The sequence below is a fragment of the Ruegeria sp. CE6 genome (assembly GCF_056537485.1).
In genome coordinates this window covers 28,641-42,876 of sequence record NZ_JBQFRR010000006.1, presented here as the reverse complement: position 1 = coordinate 42,876, position 14,236 = coordinate 28,641, and the positions used below count along the sequence as shown (strand labels likewise).

The 14,236-nt window shown below is 56.7% G+C and carries 12 protein-coding genes and 2 tRNA genes; 5 read left to right on the top strand and 9 right to left on the bottom strand.

What is annotated here, in order from left to right; genetic code table 11:
- Window positions 1-104: 104 nt before the first annotated feature.
- The 3 genes from ACR0DK_RS19380 to ACR0DK_RS19370 all read right to left on the bottom strand — a co-directional run bounded on the left by ACR0DK_RS19380 (window position 105) and on the right by ACR0DK_RS19370 (window position 3,463).
- A complete protein-coding gene (locus ACR0DK_RS19380) occupies window positions 105-1,127 on the bottom strand; it encodes an aspartate-semialdehyde dehydrogenase (protein ID WP_170408757.1) in 1,023 nt (340 codons plus the stop codon).
- A gap of 113 nt (window positions 1,128-1,240) precedes the next feature.
- Window positions 1,241-2,275 (bottom strand): glycosyltransferase family 4 protein, encoded by a 1,035-nt coding sequence (locus tag ACR0DK_RS19375; protein WP_480707525.1) that lies wholly within the window; start codon window positions 2,273-2,275, stop codon window positions 1,241-1,243.
- 15 nt (window positions 2,276-2,290) lie between these two features.
- Window positions 2,291-3,463, bottom strand: coding sequence for an MFS transporter (locus ACR0DK_RS19370; RefSeq protein WP_170648975.1), 1,173 nt, complete (start codon window positions 3,461-3,463; stop codon window positions 2,291-2,293).
- Window positions 3,464-3,608: 145 nt separating this feature from the next.
- Between ACR0DK_RS19370 and ACR0DK_RS19365 the strand changes: the two genes are divergently transcribed.
- On the top strand, window positions 3,609-4,751 hold the full coding sequence (locus tag ACR0DK_RS19365) for a DUF3095 domain-containing protein (RefSeq protein WP_480737690.1): 1,143 nt from the start codon (window positions 3,609-3,611) through the stop codon (window positions 4,749-4,751).
- Here the strand turns inward: ACR0DK_RS19365 and ACR0DK_RS19360 are convergent.
- On the bottom strand, window positions 4,748-6,157 hold the full coding sequence (locus ACR0DK_RS19360; RefSeq protein ID WP_170636736.1) for a pyridoxal-dependent decarboxylase: 1,410 nt from the start codon (window positions 6,155-6,157) through the stop codon (window positions 4,748-4,750). The genes ACR0DK_RS19365 and ACR0DK_RS19360 overlap by 4 nt on opposite strands.
- Window positions 6,158-6,284: 127 nt before the next feature.
- Here ACR0DK_RS19360 and hpaR point away from each other — a divergent pair, with 127 nt between their 5' ends.
- Both hpaR and ACR0DK_RS19350 read left to right on the top strand, forming a co-directional pair.
- The gene (hpaR, locus tag ACR0DK_RS19355; protein WP_170515396.1) at window positions 6,285-6,719 is read left to right on the top strand and encodes a homoprotocatechuate degradation operon regulator HpaR; all 435 of its coding nucleotides are present in this window, start codon (window positions 6,285-6,287) and stop codon (window positions 6,717-6,719) included.
- Window positions 6,720-6,831: 112 nt separating this feature from the next.
- Window positions 6,832-7,797, top strand: a complete 966-nt coding sequence (locus ACR0DK_RS19350; protein WP_480737688.1) for a helix-turn-helix transcriptional regulator — start codon at window positions 6,832-6,834, stop codon at window positions 7,795-7,797.
- On the opposite strand, the gene ACR0DK_RS19345 is transcribed toward ACR0DK_RS19350, so the two are convergent.
- Together ACR0DK_RS19345 and ACR0DK_RS19340 are read right to left on the bottom strand one after the other, a co-directional pair.
- Window positions 7,790-9,004, bottom strand: a complete 1,215-nt coding sequence (locus ACR0DK_RS19345) for a winged helix-turn-helix domain-containing protein (RefSeq protein WP_480737686.1) — start codon at window positions 9,002-9,004, stop codon at window positions 7,790-7,792. The two genes, ACR0DK_RS19350 and ACR0DK_RS19345, sit on opposite strands and share 8 nt — an antisense overlap.
- A 6-nt stretch (window positions 9,005-9,010) precedes the next feature.
- A complete protein-coding gene (locus ACR0DK_RS19340) occupies window positions 9,011-10,036 on the bottom strand; it encodes a LacI family DNA-binding transcriptional regulator (protein ID WP_223117273.1) in 1,026 nt (341 codons plus the stop codon).
- Window positions 10,037-10,150: 114 nt separating this feature from the next.
- Between ACR0DK_RS19340 and ACR0DK_RS19335 the strand changes: the two genes are divergently transcribed.
- Window positions 10,151-10,227, top strand: a tRNA-Arg gene (locus tag ACR0DK_RS19335).
- An 88-nt stretch (window positions 10,228-10,315) separates the two neighbouring features.
- Here the strand turns inward: ACR0DK_RS19335 and hmgA are convergent.
- Window positions 10,316-11,677 carry a homogentisate 1,2-dioxygenase gene (hmgA, locus tag ACR0DK_RS19330; protein ID WP_370644329.1) on the bottom strand — a complete coding sequence of 454 codons (1,362 nt, stop codon included), beginning with the start codon at window positions 11,675-11,677 and terminating at the stop codon, window positions 10,316-10,318.
- Window positions 11,678-11,987: 310 nt separating this feature from the next.
- Window positions 11,988-12,074: transfer RNA gene (locus ACR0DK_RS19325), tRNA-Leu, on the bottom strand.
- A gap of 198 nt (window positions 12,075-12,272) precedes the next feature.
- Between ACR0DK_RS19325 and ACR0DK_RS19320 the strand changes: the two genes are divergently transcribed.
- Entirely contained in the window at window positions 12,273-13,256 is a 984-nt protein-coding gene (locus tag ACR0DK_RS19320) for a complex I NDUFA9 subunit family protein (protein WP_170737308.1), read from the top strand.
- Here the strand turns inward: ACR0DK_RS19320 and ACR0DK_RS19315 are convergent, their stop codons facing one another.
- Window positions 13,257-14,060, bottom strand: a complete 804-nt coding sequence (locus tag ACR0DK_RS19315; RefSeq protein WP_480737682.1) for an undecaprenyl-diphosphate phosphatase — start codon at window positions 14,058-14,060, stop codon at window positions 13,257-13,259.
- Window positions 14,061-14,236: the final 176 nt, after the last annotated feature.

Genomic DNA, 14,236 nt, shown 5'->3' with positions numbered 1-14,236 from the left:
GGCGGTTTTGTCCCGCAATTTTGCCATCTCTGCCCGTCCACAAAATAATAAACCCCACTGGCGGTGCAGCGGGGTTTAATAGAGTCATAACCAACTGGCGAAGGTTACCCCTTCTTCAGAACTTCACGGCCCAGCAATTCTGCAATTTGAACAGCGTTCAATGCCGCGCCTTTGCGCAGGTTGTCCGAAACGCACCACAGGTTGATGCCATTCTCAACCGTCGAATCCTGACGGATGCGGCTGATGAACGTGGCGAAATCGCCCGCGCATTCGATGGGCGAGACGTAGCCGCCGGCTTCACGCTTGTCGATTACCATGATGCCCGGTGCTTCGCGCAGGATGTCGCGGGCTTCGTCTTCGTCGAGGAACTCTTCGAACTCGATATTCACGGCCTCGGAGTGGCCAACGAATACCGGAACGCGAACGCAGGTTGCGGTGACCTTGATCGACGGATCGACGATCTTTTTGGTCTCGACAACCATCTTCCACTCTTCCTTGGTCGAGCCGTCTTCCATGAAGACGTCGATTTGAGGGATGACGTTGAAGGCGATCTGTTTCTGGAACTTCTTCGGCTCAACCTCGGTCGTCGGGTTGTAGATGGCCTTGGTCTGATCCCAAAGCTCGTCCATGCCTTCCTTGCCGGCTCCCGACACCGATTGATAGGTCGAGACGACCACGCGCTTAATGCGTGCACGGTCATGCAGCGGCTTCAGCGCGACGACCATCTGCGCGGTCGAGCAGTTGGGGTTGGCGATGATGTTTTTGTTTTTATAGTCGTGGATCGCCTCGGGGTTACATTCCGGCACGATCAGCGGAATGTCCGGGTCATAGCGATAGAGCGAGCTGTTATCGATCACCACGCAGCCAGCCGCTGCCGCCTTAGGGGCGTAAACCTTTGTGGCCTCGGAACCCACAGCAAATAGCGCCATGTCCCAACCAGTGAAATCGAATGTGTCCAGATCTTTGGTAGTGAGCGTCTTGTCGCCAAATGTCACCTCAGTACCCAGCGAACGACGGCTTGCCAGAGCAGCAAGTTCATCGACGGGGAACTGGCGTTCTGCCAGGATGTTCAGCATTTCGCGGCCCACGTTGCCCGTGGCGCCGACGACTACGACGCGATAGCCCATTTCATGTCTCCAAAGTTAAGGACGCGCGTTCATAGCCGCGTTGTGGCAAAGAAAAAAGAGGGGTTTCGGCTTATTTCACCCCGTCACACCGATTTGACACAGTTCAGTACCGTTCAGGGTTGTTTCAGCAAGGATCGATAAACTTCGACAATCGCCTGCGCTTCGCCTTCGATTCGAAAATTCTGCTCGACATGGGCGCGCGCGGCTAGTCCCGCAGCGGCCAGCGCAGCGCGGTCCTGCACCATATCCTCCAGCGCGTCGGCCAGTGCAGGGGCATTGTCTTTCTCGACCAGTCTTCCGGTCTCACCATCCTTGATTTGCGCACTGAACGCTCCGACCCCGTGACTGGCTATGGCGGGCACGCCCGAGGCCATCGCTTCAAGCGGTGTAAGGCCGAACCCTTCGTGCCGTGCGGGCGCAACGAACAGATCGAGCGCGCGATAGGTCTCGACAATCTCATCCCAAGGGCGCTCACCCAGAAAATGAACGCGGTCGCCCAGCCCGGCGTCCTGCAGCTTTTGCTCCTGCTCAGCCTGAAACGCCTCAAATTCGTTGGTGGTACGCCCGGTAAAGATCACATGCGCATCGGGGTGATTAGGCAGCATCTTCAGGGCGGCATCGACCAGCAAGTCGACCCCTTTCTGAGGGCGGATACGGCCAAAACACCCGATCAGCAGCCCGTCTGGCAGGCCAAGTTTTTGGCGCAGGGCGCTTTTGTCCTCGGCTGGGTGAAACAGCTCGGTGTTGACGCCATGCATGATGACAGTAGCGGGATGCTCCAGAAAGGAAGCGGCCTGAGGCGTCGTCGCGATCAACGCGTCCATTTTCGAAATCAGCCGCTTGGTGAACCCGGAATGATCACGTTGCGCGGCTGAGGTGAATAGCAGTTTGTAGTTGCGTCGAAGCACCGAACGCAAGACCAGACCCATCAACATCTCGGTATTCCGGCGTGCATGCCAGACCCGTTTGCGATTGGGCAGAAACAGTAGTTTCCAGAGTCTGATATGGGGCAAATCTGCCGGCAGGCCGGGACCGGTGGCACGGATGCCGATCATTTTCTGCTGGATTGGCAGCAGACGGATCACCGTCGTTGTCACGCCCGACAGGGAATGCTTCAGATTGGGTGCAATCACCTCAATGTCCTGCACGGGCGGTCTCCGGTTTCAGTCCACGCTGTCCCGACTGAATAGATAGATCACGCAGCCAATGGCAAGGGTGACCGCGAAAAAGCCGAAGATCGCCGTATAAGGTGCTGAGGGGCTGATCCCGGCGCTGGCCGCATGGATGCGCCCGGTGGCAAATTGCGCCAGACCAACGCCGCCAACGCCAAAAAGGTTCAGCAGGGTAACGCCCCGCCCGACCAGATGCGGCGGCACGAAGGCCCGGCCATGGGCCATGATCACCGGAAAACTGGCGCCCAGAAAGCCGATCACTGCCAACAGCAGCACCGAGACCCAAACGCCGCTGTCAATCCACAGGCACAGCAGGCCCAGTGCTGCGACTCCCAAGGTATTACCGCCCAGGATCACCCATTTCCGGGTGCCCAGGATACGGTCCAGCGGCCCATAGGCGAAGGTTCCTGCGATCATCGCGGCCCCCATGATCAACGTTGCCGTCCCGATCTGAGCGGTGCTGAGCCCGAACACGTCATTCAAATACGGCCCGGCCCAAAGCCCTCGGATCGCACCCGATGGCGCATAAGACACAAGCATGAGCGGCAGAATGGTCCACAGCGCAGGTTCTTTCAGCAGGTCTAGAAGTGATCCTTTTTGCTCGGTTTTTACCTTTTCAGGGTCATGCACCGTCAGCCAGATCCCCGCAGCCACCGCAGCAGAGATAATCGCCAGACCGGCCAGCGTCGCGCGCCAGCCCATCAGCTCGACCGCCAGCGCCGTGGGGTATGAGGCGACCAGATTGCCGACAGATCCCACGCCCAGCATCACGGCGGCGAGCGTGGCGAATTTGGCAGGTGGAAACTCTCGTGCAAAGATATAGTAGGATGCCATCAGAACCGGCGAGCATCCTACCCCGATCAACGCCATGGCGAGCGCCACATGGAACGGGGTCGTTGCGACCGCGAACAAGCCAGCCCCGCCAGCCCCGCCGATCAGCAGCAGCACCGCAGAACTGCGCCGAGGACCGACGCGGTCCAGTGCCCAGCCCACCGGGATCTGCATCGCCGCAAAGATTAGAAACCAAAGACCTGAAGCAAAGGCGAGGTCTTCGGGTGTTGCGCCGATATCGCGTCCCAGATCGGTGCTCAAAACTGCCAGAAAAGCGCGGAAAAACTGGCTGAGTACATAGGCCAGACACAAGATCACCAAACCTGCCTGCATTTCTTGACCTATTGTCTAGCTGCCTCGCCCCGATGCTTGGCACGCCGCGTTGATCGGCACAAGTGCCATGATTGAATCGATTGGGGCGGACATTCTTCACAATTGAGCTATCATCACGGAAGATTTTGGATTTCCCGAGTGTGTTATGACCCCCTCAGACTCTGTATTTTATGACTCCGTCCCCATTTCGGACAATTTCCTCAGCCTCAGTGACCCCGCGCAGTTCACACCTTTGCCAGAGACATGGGTTCTGGGCGTCGCCGATATCGTAGATTCGACCGGTGAAATCGCGCGGGGCCGGTACAAGACCGTCAACATGGTGGGGGCGGCCGTGATTTCAGGCATGATCAATGCGCTGGGTGGGCGCATATTTCCGTATGTCTTCGGTGGTGATGGTGCTGGATTCGCCGTATCGGGTGAGGATGCCGAGATCGCGCGGGATACGCTGGCAACATTGCAAAGTTGGGCCGAAACGGAATTCGCCATCACTCTGCGCGCGGCGCTGGTTTCGGTGGCCGACATCCGCGCCGCTGGACGTGATCTGCGTGTTGCTCGCTTTGCGCCTTCCACCGGCGTTGACTATGCGATGTTTACCGGCGGGGGACTGGCCTGGGCCGAGGCTCAGATGAAATCCGGGCAGCTTGTTGTGCAACCAGCCGGACCTGACGCGCAGCCCGATCTGACCGGCCTATCTTGTCGTTGGTCCAACAGTCCAGCGAGGGTTGGTCAGATCGTTTCACTGGTTATTCAGCCTACATCAGAGTCTAATGAGGCTGAATTCGCCGCCCTGACTCAATCCATCCTGTCCGTCGCCGAAGGGCTAGAACGCGCTGGTCACCCGGTTCCGGCCAAAGGACCTCCGATGAGTTTCCCTCCGCCCGGCGTCGATATCGATGCCCATGTCTCACGCGCGGGTCGGAATCTTCTGATGCAGAAAACACGCTTGATGATCGGGAATATGTTGATCGGCTTGTTGTTCAAAACCGGGATGCGCCTGGGTCAATTCGAACCCAAGCATTACAAAGAGATGGTCAGTCGCAACGCTGATTTCCGAAAGTTTGATGACGGTCTGAAAATGACGCTGGATTGTGACTCGAGCACGTTGGAACAGCTCACTCAGATGCTGGACGACGCGCAAACAAAAGGCAAAATCAGATATGGCATGCACGCCCAGCAAGAGGCGATGATGACCTGCTTTGTTCCCTCGGCCATGCGCGACGACCATGTGCACTTTGTTGACGGGGCCTCGGGGGGATACGCGCAGGCTGCAGCGTCAATGAGGGCCTAAAGCCCTCGAGCGATTTCTGTGATCACGTCATAGGCCATCATCACGTCCTGTTCTTTGGTTTCAAACTGACCGGCCTGAAAGCGGATGACCAGATCGCCATCCACGCGGGTCTGTGTCAGGTAGATCCGCCCATCATCATTGATTGCATTCACCAGCCGCAGGTTCAGATCATCCAGATCGTCGGCCCCATCCGGCTCGTATCTGAAGGTCCAAAGAGACCACATTGGAGGCGTCACGATCCGAAAATCCGGTTCTGCTGCTAGACGATCATGCAGCGCGCGCGACCAATTGACGTGATTCCGCAGCCGTTCGCGCAGCCCCTCCAGCCCATAGGTGCGGATGACGAACCACAGTTTCAGCGCGCGGAACCGACGTCCCAATGGCACCGACCATTCCGAGTAATTGATGATCCCGTCCTTGCCGTGGGTTTTCAGATATTCCGGGCTGATCGCAAGCGTGCGGACCAGATCATCGGGGTTTTTCAGGAAGTGCGCACAGCAATCGAATTGCACGCCCAGCCACTTATGGGGATTGAATACAATGCTGTCGGCCTGATCGATCCCCGGCCAGTAGTGACGATATTCGGGGCAGATCATCGCCGACCCCGCCCAGGCTGCATCGACATGGCTATAAAGGCCGTATTTCTGTGCGATCGCAAGGCAGCGATCCACTGGATCAGTTGCCCCGGTTCCGGTCCCTCCAACACAAAGGATCACGCCCGCCGGGTGGAAACCAGACTCTAAATCTGATTGAATCGCTGCTTCAAGCGCCTCGGGGTTCATTCCACGCCAATCACCTTGCACGGGGATGCGCACCAGATTGTCCTGTCCAATCCCCGCAACCCAGATTGCGCGGTCGATTGAGGTATGAACCTCGGAAGAGCAATAAATGCGCAGTGGCTTTTGACCGAACAGCCCCAGCGTGTTGCCCTGCCAGTTCATCGCCTTCTCGCGCATGGTCAGCACTGCCGCCAATGTCGCAGATGACGCCGAATCCTGAATGACCCCGGCAAAACCTTTGGGCAGGTCCAGCGCTTCGCGCAGCCAGTCCATCATTCGTGTTTCCATCTCGGTTGCGGCGGGCGAGGTCTGCCACAGCATACATTGCGGCGCGATGGCGCTGGCCAGGAACTCGGCCAGAACAGACGGGGCCGAGGCGTTCGAATTGAAGTAGGCGAAGAACCGAGGGTGTTGCCAATGGGTAATGCCGGGCATCACGATTTGTTCGAAATCATGAAAGATGTCCTCGATCGGCTCGCCCTGCTCAGGGGGATGCGCGGGCAGAGCGTTCAGGATATCGCCCGGCTCGGTCCGGGCGCGCACGGGCTTGTCGCCCACCGTCAGGTGATAGTCTTGCGTCCACTCGGCAACCTTCTTGCCCCAATCGGAGAATTCATTCCATTTCATCTTATCCGCCTCGGTAGCCTTTTTGTCAGTATCATATGCTAAACAAGTTAAGTAAAGTCCAGTAAACGAAACTCAACCACAACCAACGTTCTATTGCGAAATATTTGGAATTGCGCGAAAATTCCATATGTCAAAGAACTTACCACAGACGTCCCGATCATTGCCGATAGCGTTGTTGCGCGCTCGGGAAAAGGTGATGGGGCCTATTCGTGGTGTGCTAACGGATGCTGGCGTCACCGAGCAACAATGGCGCGTTCTGCGCGTTTTGCAGGAAGAAGGACCTCAGGAGCCTACTCAGATCGCCGAGCGCGCCTGCCTCTTGTTGCCCAGCCTGACGCGCATTCTGAAAAAGCTCGAAGACAGCAAGCTGATCATGAGGCGGCCGGATACCAAAGACCGCCGCCGACAGATTGTCGAAATCAGCGAGAACGGGTTGCAAATTATCGACGCAAATCTGGCGGAAATGTTGGAGCTGGCGGAACACACCCGCTCTTTGCTCGGGGCAGAGCAGCACGAGAAGTTGCTGGACCTTCTGGTAGAGCTTCACCAGCTGGAAGGCTGAGCGCAATGCTCAGAACAGGCTCTAACCATGTTGTTTGCCGTCGTTCAGACCTCGTTTAAGGCCCCAAACGATAAGCATTGTGGGCGGAGAAGGTAATATTCGTTGCCCGTTGATGGTTCGCGTCGTAGCCTCATCCTTACCTTTAACAAACGGTTCAATGCAGATGGATGGGCCCAAACCGCCAGAACCGGCACCGCCTGCACATATTGCAAAGCAGGATTTAAGCGAGCGAGTGGGCGCGCGTGTACGCCGGGCGCGTCAAATGCGAGGCATCCCGCGCCGGATCCTGTCTGAGAACTCGGGCGTTTCCCCACGTTATTTGGCGCAGCTTGAGGCGGGTGAGGGCAACATCTCGATCGGCGTGTTGCACCGTGTCGCACAGGCACTGGATTACAAAGCCGAATGGTTGATTGCTGAAGATGATCCGTGGGATTCGGATGCTTTGCAGATAGTTGAGCTTTTCCGACAAGCCAGCGACGACGTCAAAGAAGGCGTCAGGCGTGCATTGCAACCTCACCCAGATGAGGATGCACGTGCGCATCGGGTTTGTCTGATTGGGTTACGCGGAGCGGGTAAGTCAACTCTTGGTGCTATGCTGGCTGCCGCACAAAGACTGCCGTTTGTTGAACTCACAGCCATGATTGAAGAGATGGCCGGCATGCCCATGTCTGAAGTGATGGCGTTCTACGGGCAAGACGGGTATCGCAATCTGGAAGCGCAGGCGCTGGATCGGGTGATTGCAGAGCATGATCGGGTCGTACTGGCAGTCGCGGGCGGGATCGTATCAGAGCCTTCGACCTATGCTACCCTGCTTGGCCGGTTTCACACCATCTGGCTGCGCGCGTCACCGACCGAGCATATGGATCGCGTGCGCGCCCAAGGCGACGAACGCCCGATGGCCGGAAATCCCAAGGCGATGGAACAGCTCAAGAACATATTGGCCAGTCGCGAGGCTTTGTATGGACGGGCAAATGCGCAGCTGGATACATCGGGCAGGGCGCCCCATGTTTCGCTGAACGAGCTGCGCCTACTGATTGAGGAACAAGGTTTCCTGATCAAAAAATTGGGTTCTATTTAGGATCTTTCAGCCAATCCTTTTCAAATTCCATCCCGTCCAGTTCCGCAAATCGCCGTACCCGGTCCAGTTCGGCCTGCAGGCGGCGGGTTCTTGCGTCAGACCAACGCACCGACCGTTCTGGCCATACGGATCGGACTTGCAACAGTCCACGGTCTCGCTGGGCCTTAATGTCGATGCGTCCGATCAACCGGTGCCCCTCAAGCAACGGAAAGACATAATAGCCGTAGGTACGCTTGGGTTCGGGGACGAACACCTCGATCCGATAGTGGAATCCGAACAACCGCTCGGCCCGGTTCCGGTCACGCAACATAGGGTCAAAAGGGCTGAGAACTCTGATCCGGCCGGGCGCATCGGGCATCGCCGCTGCGTGTTCGCATAGCCCGGGGCGGGCGAACACTTTTCGTTCCCGCCCGTCTGCGCATTCGACGCAGATCTCTTCGATTCCACCCTGTATTAGAGCCTGTCGGCACCAGGATTTTGCCTCGGCAGCGCTTACCGTATCCCAGAACGCGGCAAGCTCTCCCGATGTGGCGAACCCCAGCCGGTCGAGTGCGGCGTTACACAACCAATCCACAGTTTCATTTGCGTCGCAGTGCAAATTGCCGGGGCAAAGTTGAGTTTCTATAACCCGCTCTGTCAGGTCATAGCGTTTCTGAAACCCATCGCGTCCAACCACGGTCAGCGCGCCGGATCGCCAGAGATATTCCAGCGCGGTCTTGGATGGATGCCAGTCCCACCAACCGCCAGATCCCTTTTTCTCGTCTTTTCCGACATCGGACGAGCCAACCGGACCATGGTCGCGGATATGCTGCAGGACGGTTTCGAACTTTTGCTCAAACCCGTCACGCCGCCAGTTCTTCCAGCGGGCTTTCAGCATCTCTGCATCCCGCAGGAACCGCAGATGCCAATGGCGATAGAATTCCATCGGGATCACCGCGGCGTCATGTGTCCAATGCTCAAACAGCGCGCGGTCGCGTTCATAGAGGTGTTTGAGGTGGCGCGCACGATAGCTTGGCTTGCGCGCATAAAGGATCATGTCATGCGCGCGGGCGACGGTGTTGATACTGTCGAGCTGGACAAATCCCAAACGATGGATCAGCTGCAACAGGTCTTCGCCTTTGGAGCCACCAGCGGGCTGCTCCAGAAGCGCATGCCGATCCATGAACAGCGCCCGCGCCGCGCGGTTGTCCAGACGTTGCAGCGCCATCTGGCGTTATCGCCGTTTCAGCGTGTCGCCATAGCTGATCTTGGGGGTCAGGGTAACGCGGGTTTCAACCTCGGATTCCGGATCGGCCAACTTCGCCGCAATGATCTCGGCCGCGGTGCGCCCAATCTCGGTCCGGCAGGCATCCATCGTGGCCAGCTTGCGCGGCAGCCCCTGCAGCAGCTCTACATTGTTGAATCCGGCTAAACCGATCTGACCGGGCACGTCGATCCCTTGATCCAGCAAATACAGCAGCCCGCCGGCACCGATCATATCGTTGGAATAATACAGAAAATCCAAATCAGGCGATCGTTCCAGCATCGCTTGTGTCATCTCGCGCCCCTTGGCCAGCGCCGACCCGCCCGAGTAGAATTCGCGATCTTCGATCTCGATCCCGTGCTTGCCCAATACTTCGGTGAAGCCTTCGAACCGTTTACGGGCACGGTGGTCCAACGGCATCTTGGTGCCCATAAACCCGATATGCTCATAGCCCGCCTTCAGGATTGCCTGCGCCATTTCGCGCCCGGCGCGGCGGTGAGAGATTCCCACCATCGCATCCACCGGTTTGCCATCAGTATCCATGATCTCGACCACCGGTATGCCAGCTGAATCCAGCATAGCGCGCGCGGCTTCGGTATGCTCCAGTCCGGCAATGATCACGCCTGAGGGCCGCCACGAGAGCATCTCGTACAGCACTTTTTCTTCTTTTTCTGGCAGATAGTCCGTGACGCCAACCACCGGCTGCAGTTCAGTATCTTCCAGCACCTGATTGATACCGGTTAAAACTTCGGGGAAGACCATATTTGACAATGACGGGATGATCACAGCGACCAGATTCACCCGGCTTGACGCCAATGCTCCCGCGATCTTGTTGGGCACATATCCCAGTTCTTTTGCGGCGGCCAAAACACGGGTACGGGTGGCATCCGACACATCCCCGCGATTACGTAGCACCCGGCTAACGGTCATTTCGGATACTCCGGACGCTTCCGAGACATCACGAAGGGTAAGCGGGCGTTTTGTTTCTGTTGTCACCGAGATACCTGCATTGTTTGTTTGGCCGATGGTAGCGTGAACAGGGCGAATTGTTCAACTGTTGTGCAAAGCCCATGACAATCTGAAAAAACCCCGCTAGAGAAAACGACGCGCGGCCCCGTGGCTCAACTGGATAGAGCAGCCCCCTCCTAAGGGGCAGGTTGCAGGTTCGAATCCTGCCGGGGTCGCCAAGCTTTTCTGAACGTACCCGATTAAATGCGTTACAGATCAAGCGTTCTAATTCTCTGCCTTTTGGGAGACGAAGGAATTATACCCTCGTCACTTCTTGCCGGGTGTGCCGTCGAATTTCTTTTCGATGTCGCTCCAACAGTCGATGTAATCGTCCTGCAGTGGTGCCTCATTGGCGGCGAACGCTGTGAGATGCTGCGGAAAGCGGGTTTCGAACATGAAGGACATGGTGTTCTCCAGTTTGTCTGGCCCCAGGTTTGAATTCGATGCTTTTTCAAAGGCTTCGCGATCCGGTCCATGGGGCAGCATCATGTTGTGCAGGCTCATACCGCCGGGAATAAAGCCCTGCGGTTTCGCATCATATTGGCCGTAAATATTGCCCATCAGTTCGGACATGATGTTCTTGTGGTACCAGGGCGGACGGAAGGTATCTTCCATGACCATCCAGCGCTCGCGGAACAGAACAAAGTCGATATTGGCGGTGCCGGGCTGGCCTGAAGGTGCGGTCAGAACGGTGAAGATCGACGGATCCGGATGATCGAACAGGATGGCTCCGACCGGGCAATATGTACGCAGGTCGTATTTGACGGGTGCATAGTTGCCATGCCACGCCACCACGTCCAGCGGGCTGTGACCGATCTTGGTCTGGTGAAACTGGCCGCACCATTTGACGGTCACGGTTGAGGGCACTTCGCGGTCCTCAAACGCCGCGACCGGTGCTTTGAAATCACGCGGGTTGGCCATGCAGTTGGCGCCGATCGGGCCGCGGCCAGGCAGTTCGAATTTCTGGCCGTAGTTTTCGCACACGAACCCGCGCGCAGGGCCTTCCACAACTTCGACCCGGTAGACAAGGCCGCGTGGAATGATAGCGATTTCCTTGGGTTCAAGGTCGATGATCCCCAATTCGGTGTAGAATCGCAGAACGCCCTCTTGCGGCACCACCAGCAGCTCGGAGTCAGCCGAGAAGAAGTAATCATCCTGCATTGAAGTATTCACCATATAGATATGGCTGGCCATCCCGACCTGAGTGTTCACATCCCCGGCAGTGGTCATGGTGTGCATGCCCGTGACCCAGGTTGTCTGTTCACCGGTATGGGGCACCGGATCCCAGCGGTACTGTCCCAAGCTGACAACGTCAGGATCTACATTGGGCGCTGATTTCCAATAGGGAACATCGATTTTTTCATAGCGATGTGAATGCTTTACCGACGGGCGGATACGATAGCACCAGGTACGCTCGTTCTGGTGCGAAGGTGCCGTGAACGCAGTGCCTGAAAGCTGCTCACCATAGAGGCCGTAATTGCATTTCTGCGGGCTGTTCATACCCTGGGGCAGAGCATCAGGAAGCGCTTCGGTTTCGTAATCGTTGCCAAAGCCCGGCATGTACCCTTCGTGCGGCCCTTTCAAGGATGGGGCAACTGTCATGCGTTCATTCTTGGTCAGCTCATTCATTTTGCACGTTCCTTCCGGACAGATACGATCGAATTTAATCGGTGTGGTAATAGTTGACTTTGTAACTAACAAGCGTGACGGGAAGGTATCTTCAAAAAAGATGAGTTTGATTTGCAGGAAATTGCCATAGCCTTGCACCATGTCCTTCTTAGACTGGCAAAAGGTAGTGCAACAGAGATTGTTAATTCCGGTAGCTACGGGTCGATTCTCGGGGTCAAACAAAGAAATTGACTCAGACAGGCCAAACCAGTCTGATTCTACATCGGTCAAGTGACCGGAAGTGCCAGGGGTTCAAATTTTATGGAAATTTTGGTGCCCAGGAGAGGACTCGAACCTCCACGTCCATACGGACACTAGCACCTGAAGCTAGCGCGTCTACCAATTCCGCCACCTGGGCAGGTGTCGTGGAGGGGCGTTTAAGCTGACTGGCAGGGGGCGTCAACCAGATTCGGGGGTGTTTTTGAAAGTTTTTTGATGCGTGCCCCAACTTCTGGTTCACGCGACGGATTTTCAGAGAAGCGCGGCGTTATTGCGCCTTGTTCGACGGGCTCGTGGGCGCTAGATCAATTCAGACCAAGACAGCAGGAGCGCCATCATGTCGAAACTCGTCACGATTTACGGTGGATCGGGCTTTGTTGGCCGATATATCGCGCGGCGTATGGCTGCCGAAGGCTGGCGTGTCCGCGTCGCTGTGCGGCGGCCCAATGAAGCGATGTTCGTCAGACCCTATGGCGCGGTTGGTCAGGTCGAGCCTATCTTGTGCAATATCCGTGATGACGCCTCGGTCGCTGCAGCGATGCATGGTGTTGACGCCGTTGTGAATTGCGTCGGCGTATTGAATGAGCTGGGCAAGAATGCGTTCGACGCAGTGCAGGCCGAAGGTGCCGAACGGATCGCCCGGCTGGCGGCCGCTCAGGGTATTGACCGCATGGTCCATATCTCGGCCATTGGTGCGGATCCCGAATCCGACAGCGAATATGCGCGCACCAAAGCGCAGGGCGAGGCGGGCGTTTTGCAACACATGCCGGGTGCCGTCATTCTGCGCCCATCAGTCATTTTCGGCACCGAAGACCAGTTTTTCAACCGCTTCGCAGGGATGACACGGATGAGCCCGTTCCTGCCGCTTGTTGGGGCGGAAACGAAATTTCAACCTGTCTATGTCGATGATGTTGCGCAAGCGGCAGTTCAAGGCGTTCTGGGCAAAGCGTCTGCCGCTGTTTATGAACTGGGCGGGCCAGAGGTAAAGAGTTTCCGCGCCTTGATGCAGCAGATGCTCGACGTAATTCATCGCCGCCGGATCATCATCGGGATGCCTTTCTGGGCGGCGAAAATCATGGCGGGTGTGTTGGATATCGCGAAGTTCGTCAGTTTTCAGTTGTTTCCGAACAATATCCTGACCCGTGACCAACTTAAGAATCTGCGGCGCGATAATGTGGTGGCGGATGACGCCAAAGGTTTTTCGGACCTCGGGATCGAGCCCGCGACGTTGGAGTCGGTTCTGCCAGAATATCTGTGGAAATTCCGCCCCGCGGGTCAGTATGACGATATTCAGAACTCGGCCAAGAACCTGCGCATCTGATCAGCTATAGGCAATCACCAGCAGGATTGCTCCGAGGATGACCCGGTAGATCACATAGGGTGTGAAACTGACGCTGCGCAGAAGCCGCATCATCAGGTTAAGCGCGAGCAGAGCCGAAACAAAGGCGAAGGCTGCGGCAATCGCTCCGTCCTTGGCCAGCTGTGTATCTGCCTCACGGACGACATCGATCGAAAGCAGGACGCCCGAAGCGATGATCGTTGGTATCGACATCAGCATGGCAATCCGCGCACCATCTTCGCGTGTATAGCCAAGCTGACGAGCGCCTGTGATCGTAATCCCCGAGCGTGAAGTCCCCGGGATTAAGGCCAACATCTGCCACAGCCCCATGATCATTGCGTCCTTTAAGCCCCAGTCCGAACTACGTTTGGTTTGTACCCCCTTTTGATCCATCCAATACAGCACTAACCCGAAGCCAAGCATCGCCCATCCGATGACGGCGACTGAACGTAGAGTCTGCTCAAGCCCCGTCAGGTACACGATCCCGCCCACAATGACTGTCGGAATCGTGGCGATGACCAAGCCCAGTGCCAACCGCGCCTGAGGCGTCTCAATTCGTCCTCGGATAATTTGGGGTATCCCGGCTAGGGCTTGTTTCACATCTGACCAGAAATAAAGAATAACCGCGCCAAGTGTTCCTACATGGACGGCGACATCGATTGCCAGGCCTTGATCATCCGCGCCAGTCAGGCGGGGCAGCAGGATCAGGTGCCCGGATGAAGATACAGGCAAGAATTCGGTGACGCCCTGAATGATCGCCACAAGAATCAAGTGAAAAAGGCTCATCTGCTCTGCCGGTACCGTGCTCGTTTTGTTGAGAACAATGGGTATAAGCGGGCAACGGGAAAGTGAAGTGCTCAGATAGGTCCGAATCGGAACTAAAAACACGACAAATTTCTCTGAAAAAACATCGAGCGATGCAGTTTTCTCAATATAGGTCAGTACAGTTGACTTTTCATCCA

Bases quoted from the DNA above. Each gene is read 5' to 3' on its own strand.
- ACR0DK_RS19380 (WP_170408757.1), bottom strand. From the start codon at position 1,127: ATGGGCTATCGCGTCGTAGTCGTCGGCGCCACGGGCAACGTGGGCCGC.
- ACR0DK_RS19370 (WP_170648975.1), bottom strand. From the start codon at position 3,463: ATGCAGGCAGGTTTGGTGATCTTGTGTCTGGCCTATGTACTCAGCCAG.
- ACR0DK_RS19365 (WP_480737690.1), top strand. From the start codon at position 3,609: ATGACCCCCTCAGACTCTGTATTTTATGACTCCGTCCCCATTTCGGAC.
- ACR0DK_RS19360 (WP_170636736.1), bottom strand. From the start codon at position 6,157: ATGAAATGGAATGAATTCTCCGATTGGGGCAAGAAGGTTGCCGAGTGG.
- hpaR (WP_170515396.1), top strand. From the start codon at position 6,285: ATGTCAAAGAACTTACCACAGACGTCCCGATCATTGCCGATAGCGTTG.
- ACR0DK_RS19350 (WP_480737688.1), top strand. From the start codon at position 6,832: ATGGTTCGCGTCGTAGCCTCATCCTTACCTTTAACAAACGGTTCAATG.
- ACR0DK_RS19345 (WP_480737686.1), bottom strand. From the start codon at position 9,004: ATGGCGCTGCAACGTCTGGACAACCGCGCGGCGCGGGCGCTGTTCATG.
- hmgA (WP_370644329.1), bottom strand. From the start codon at position 11,677: ATGAATGAGCTGACCAAGAATGAACGCATGACAGTTGCCCCATCCTTG.
- ACR0DK_RS19320 (WP_170737308.1), top strand. From the start codon at position 12,273: ATGTCGAAACTCGTCACGATTTACGGTGGATCGGGCTTTGTTGGCCGA.
- ACR0DK_RS19315 (WP_480737682.1), bottom strand. From the start codon at position 14,060: ATGAGCCTTTTTCACTTGATTCTTGTGGCGATCATTCAGGGCGTCACC.